Source organism: Cellulomonas pasadenensis (assembly GCF_047229365.1).
GTDB lineage: Bacteria > Actinomycetota > Actinomycetes > Actinomycetales > Cellulomonadaceae > Cellulomonas.
Genome location: NZ_JBFTEP010000205.1, coordinates 1 through 4,216 on the forward strand (window position 1 = coordinate 1; position 4,216 = coordinate 4,216).

Here is a 4,216-nt window from a genome sequence, read left to right on the forward strand (position 1 = left end):
CGCCGGCACCGCGCGTCCCGGGACGAGCTGCCGCGCGGCGCGCGCCGGCTGTCCGCGGACGAGGCGGCCGTGCCGACGGTCGAGGTCCGCGTCGGCTGACGCGTCGTCCGACGGCCGGCCCCGGTCGCCCGGCGCGACGGCGGGCACGGGCCGTCCGCACGCACGGAACGGGCCGGGACGCTGGTGGCGTCCCGGCCCGGTGTCCGTCGCGGTCGGCGGAGGGGGTGCTGACCGCGGTGGCCGCCCGCGGCCGGCCGGCGCGTGGGCCGGCGGCGCGCGCGGCGGTGCTCAGATCCGGGCGCGACCCCGGCCGCGGCCGACGAGGCCCAGGATCAGGCTGACGACGAGCACGATGGCGCCGATCCAGATCAGGAACTCGCCGATGCCGGTGGCGACACCGAGGACGAGCAGCACGACGCCGACGAGGATGAGGATGAGCCATGCAGGCATGTGGACACCTCTTTCTAGGACGCCGACGACGCGCACGCCGCCGGGCTCCCACCTGTGATGACCCGGAGGTCCCGGGTCCGTTTTGTCACGGCTAGAGCCTGGCAGCGCACGGCCCGGTCGGCATCCGGAACGGTCGACTTGCGACGTCAAGACCTACTGGTATGTGGTCGCGTGTCCAGCGCGCTGACCTGCGATCTCATCCCCATCTCATTGTCCGCATGATGAGACGAGATGCCTCGTCACCGCTTGCCGACGAACCAACCACGCAGCATCGCGACCCGAGCCTGGAGCTCGTCGGGCGCCGCGAGCGCGACCTCGGGACCGCCGCACCGGCGCCGCAGCTCGGCGTGCACCGTCGCGTGCGGCTGCCCGCTGCGGCGCGCCCACGCCCCGACGAGCTGCGCGAGCTCCTTGCGGAGCTCCGCCTGCTTGCGGTGGTCCATCTCCGCCGGCGCGACCGCGGCCTGCCCGCGGGCCCGGCGCGCGCCCTGCTGGTCCGCCTGGCGCTGCCGCAGCAGCGTGGCGACCTGGTCGGCGTCGAGCAGCCCGGGGAGCCCGAGGAAGTCGAGCTCCTCCTCCGAGCCGACCTCGGCCCCCGTCCCGAACTCGCCGCCGTCGAACAGCACGCGGTCGAAGGACGCCTGCGCCTCGAGCGCCTCGAACGCTCCCGCCACGCCGTCCTTGCCGACGGCGTCGGGCGACGACGCCTCGCGCTCGGCGGCCGCGAGCAGCGCGGCCTCGGGGTCGGCGTCGTCCTTCGTCGGCCGGTCGAGCGCGTGGTCGCGCTCGACCTCCATCGTCGACGCGAGCTCGAGCAGCTGCGGCACGCTGGGCAGGAAGACCGACGCGGTCTCGCCCCGGCGGCGCGCACGCACGAAGCGCCCGACCACCTGCGCGAAGAACAGCGGCGTCGCGGCGCTCGTCGCGTACACGCCCACCGCCAGACGGGGCACGTCGACGCCCTCGGACACCATCCGCACGGCCACGAGCCACCGCGCGTCGCTCGCGGAGAACTCCTCGATGCGGTCGCTGGCGCCGTCGTCGTCGGACAGGACGATCGTCGGCGACTCGCCCGTGATCCGGGCGATGTGCCCGGCGTAGGCGCGCGCGTCCGTCTGGTCGGTGGCGATGATCATGGCGCCGGCGTCGGGCACCGTGCGGCGCACCTCGGTGAGGCGCCGGTCGGCCGCCGTGATGACGGACGGGATCCACTCGCCGTTCGGGTCGAGGGCCGTCCGCCACGCCTGCGCGGTCATGTCCTTCGTGAGCGGCTCGCCGAGGCGCGCCGCGATCTCGTCGCCCGCGCGCGTGCGCCAGCGCATCGAGCCCGAGTAGGACATGAACAGCACCGGCCGCACGACGTGGTCGCGCAGCGCGTCGCCGTAGCCGTACGTGTAGTCGGCGACCGACCGGCGGATGCCGTGGCCGTCCGGCGCGTACGTGACGAACGGGATGGGGGCCGTGTCGGAGCGGAACGGCGTCCCCGTGAGGGCGAGGCGGCGGGTCGCGCCCTCGAACGCCTCCCGGACCGCGTCGCCCCACGACAGGGCGTCGCCGCCGTGGTGGACCTCGTCGAGGATGACCAGCGTGCGCTCGGCACCCGTCCGGGCGGCGTGCAGGGCGGGCTTGCTGGCGACCTGCGCGTACGTCACGGCCACGCCGTCGTACCCGGCCCCGTGGCGGCCCTGCGCGTTCGTGAACCGGGGGTCGAGGCGGATGCCGACGCGCGCGGCGGCGTCCGCCCACTGCTTCTTCAGGTGCTCCGTCGGGGCCACGACCGTGACGCGGCGCACGACGCGCGCCTCGAGCAGCTCGGTCGCGATCCGCAGGGCGAAGGTCGTCTTGCCGGCACCGGGCGTGGCGACCGCGAGGAAGTCACGCGGCGACTCGCGCCGGTACTGCTCGATCGCCTCCGCCTGCCAGGCCCGCAGGCTCCCCGCCGCGCCCCACGGCGCGCGCGCGGGGAACGCCGGCGGCAGCTGCGACGCTGCCGACGACGAGGGGTGCTGCGGGGTGGTGGTGGGGCGCGGGGCCGCGCTCACGCGCCGCCCGACCCGGAGCCCTTGCCGCGGCCGAAGCCCCAGCGCCGGCCCGACCCGCCCGAGCCCTCACCCCCGGAGTCGCCGCCGTCCTGCGGCTCGCGCAGCCCCTCGTAGATCTCCTTGCACACGGGGCACACCGGGAACTTCTTCGGGTCGCGACCCGGCACCCAGACCTTGCCGCACAGCGCCACGACGGGTCGGCCCGTCATGGCCGACTCCATGATCTTCTCCTTGCGCACGTAGTGCGAGAAGCGCTCGTGGTCGCCGGGCTCGACCTGCTCCGTCGTCTCCTCGCGCTCGAGGACCGACGTGCCGCCCCGGGTGTCCGGGCCGAACGGGTCGTCGGGGCCGGCGGGCGGCGGGGTCGGGTCGCTCATGGCCTCCATCGTACGTGCCGGGTCCGACGCCGCGGCCGCTCCGGGCGCGCCGGGACGGCGTTGACACCCGGGCTTGTCTGTACCAATGTAATGGCACATTGCTACAGGAGGAGTCGCATGTCGCACTACGCCGTCCTCGTGCTCGTCGCGCTGCTCGGTGCGGGTCTCGCCCTCACCGTGGCGGTGCGGGCGGGTGCCGCCGCCCCCGCGCCAGGTGGTCCCCCGGGCGCCGTCGACGTCGACCACGCGCCGGCCGCGTACCGGCGCGCGCGACGGCACGGCGGCGTCGTCGCGGCCCTGGCGTGGGGCGTCCTGCTCGCCGTGGTCCTCGTGGCGCCGGCGCCGGTGCTCGCGGCGCCGGGCCGGTGGCAGGGGCTGCTGCTGGGCTGCGTGCCCGTGACCGCAGGCCTGGCGTTCCTGCTGGTGGCGGCGGTCGGCGAGCGGACGTGGCCGCGTCCCGCCGGGACGCGGCGTCGGGCCTCGTTGCGCCCCCGGCACGTGCGCGACGTCGCGCCGTCCGCCCTGCGCCGGCTCGCGTCGGCGTGGGCGGGCGGGCTCGTGGTCGCGACGCTCGCGTTCGGGCTGACCGCGGCGCCGGACGCCCGGTCGGTGGCCGTCGCCTACGCCCCCGGGCACAGCGGCAGCGGGGGCCCGTACCCCGGCTGGGCCTACGGCGTGCCGCTCACGGCGGCCGCGCTGGTCGTCCTCCTCGCGGGCGAGGGGGTGCTGCGGCTCGTCGCCGCGCGCCCGGTCGTCGCCGCCACCACCGAGGACGACGACGTGCGGCTGCGGCGTGCGTCCGCGCGCCGCGTGCTCGCCGGGACGCAGCTCGTGGTCGGCAGCACGCTCGCCGGCGTCCTGGCCGTGGGCGGAGCCACGCTGCGCCTCGTCGGCCGGGCGCACGAGTACGCCGTCGACGGCGTGCCGTACACGCTGGGCGCGCCGTGGGTGGTGGTCGCCGGCACGGTGACGGCGGTGGCCGGGATGCTCGTCGGGCTCGCGTCGCTCGTCGTCGCGGCGCTCGCGCTGCGCCGCGCGGCACGCGACGCCGGCGCCCCCGTCGTCCCCGCCGCGACGCTGCCGTGAGCGTGCAGCTCGAGGTCGACCTCGACTCCGGCGTGCCCGTCTACGAGCAGGTCCGCGCGCAGGTCGTCGCGCACGTCGCGGCCGGGCGGCTGCGTCCGGGCGACCGGCTGCCCACCATCCGGGCGCTGGCGACCGACCTCGGCGTCGCGCCCGGCACGGTCGCCCGGGCCTTCCGCGAGCTGGAGGCGACCGGCGTCGTCGTGACGCGTCGCCGCGCCGGCACGCAGGTCGCCGCCGGCGCCACCGCCGCGGACGACGCAC

Annotated in this window: 5 protein-coding genes; 2 read left to right on the plus strand and 3 right to left on the minus strand. The window is 76.9% G+C overall.

The genetic code is table 11. From position 1 onward, the window contains the following. Positions 1–288: 288 nt before the first annotated feature. The 3 genes from AB6N23_RS17485 to AB6N23_RS17495 all read right to left on the minus strand — a co-directional run bounded on the left by AB6N23_RS17485 (position 289) and on the right by AB6N23_RS17495 (position 2,869). Positions 289–450, minus strand: coding sequence for a hypothetical protein (locus AB6N23_RS17485; RefSeq protein WP_166435985.1), 162 nt, complete (start codon positions 448–450; stop codon positions 289–291). Positions 451–689: 239 nt separating this feature from the next. Next, a complete protein-coding gene (locus AB6N23_RS17490) occupies positions 690–2,492 on the minus strand; it encodes a DEAD/DEAH box helicase (protein WP_412867245.1) in 1,803 nt (600 codons plus the stop codon). Continuing rightward, positions 2,489–2,869, minus strand: a complete 381-nt coding sequence (locus AB6N23_RS17495) for a DUF3039 domain-containing protein (RefSeq protein WP_412867246.1) — start codon at positions 2,867–2,869, stop codon at positions 2,489–2,491. The genes AB6N23_RS17490 and AB6N23_RS17495 overlap by 4 nt, the downstream gene beginning before the upstream one ends. Positions 2,870–2,986: 117 nt before the next feature. Between AB6N23_RS17495 and AB6N23_RS17500 the strand changes: the two genes are divergently transcribed. Both AB6N23_RS17500 and AB6N23_RS17505 read left to right on the plus strand, forming a co-directional pair. Then, positions 2,987–3,955, plus strand: coding sequence for a hypothetical protein (locus tag AB6N23_RS17500; RefSeq protein WP_412867247.1), 969 nt, complete (start codon positions 2,987–2,989; stop codon positions 3,953–3,955). Then, positions 3,952–4,216: GntR family transcriptional regulator (locus AB6N23_RS17505; RefSeq protein ID WP_412867248.1), on the plus strand; the 265-nt coding region annotated here is incomplete at its 3' end. The genes AB6N23_RS17500 and AB6N23_RS17505, both read left to right, overlap by 4 nt.